Origin of the sequence: Bowmanella dokdonensis, from assembly GCF_017254865.1 — a bacterium.
In the GTDB taxonomy this organism is placed as follows: Bacteria; Pseudomonadota; Gammaproteobacteria; order Enterobacterales; family Alteromonadaceae; genus Bowmanella; species Bowmanella dokdonensis.
This window is the reverse complement of record NZ_JAFKCV010000310.1, coordinates 1-302: the sequence shown is the minus strand read 5'-3', so window position 1 is coordinate 302 and position 302 is coordinate 1. Positions and strand designations below refer to the sequence as shown.

Annotated in this window: 1 pseudogene; it reads left to right on the top strand. The window is 42.4% G+C overall.

The window, feature by feature from the left end:
* Positions 1–181 (top strand): annotated as a pseudogene (locus J0A66_RS22720) (hypothetical protein); the annotation flags it as partial.
* Positions 182–302: the final 121 nt, after the last annotated feature.

Here is a 302-nt window from a genome sequence, read left to right as displayed (position 1 = left end):
ACCGGTACTAGACCCTTTCCTGGGGTGTATTGACGGCACTCCAGAACATATCGTCGTTATTAGTCATCACAAGGAAAATCGCTTCGGCTTATTCGGCTACCCGGCGGATAAGGTGCGCGATTATGTCTGCCTATCCATGCAGCATCGTGCTGTTCCGCATATTGTCAGGGCGTTTTGTTGATTTAAAGAAGGGCATAGAGGCAAGTAGTTTTTTGTAGCATCTTTTGGTTGTTTATTGAGCTGTTCTTATGGGTTTAAGTTCTAAAAAATCACTTGCTATAAGTCTGTATATATTACTAACT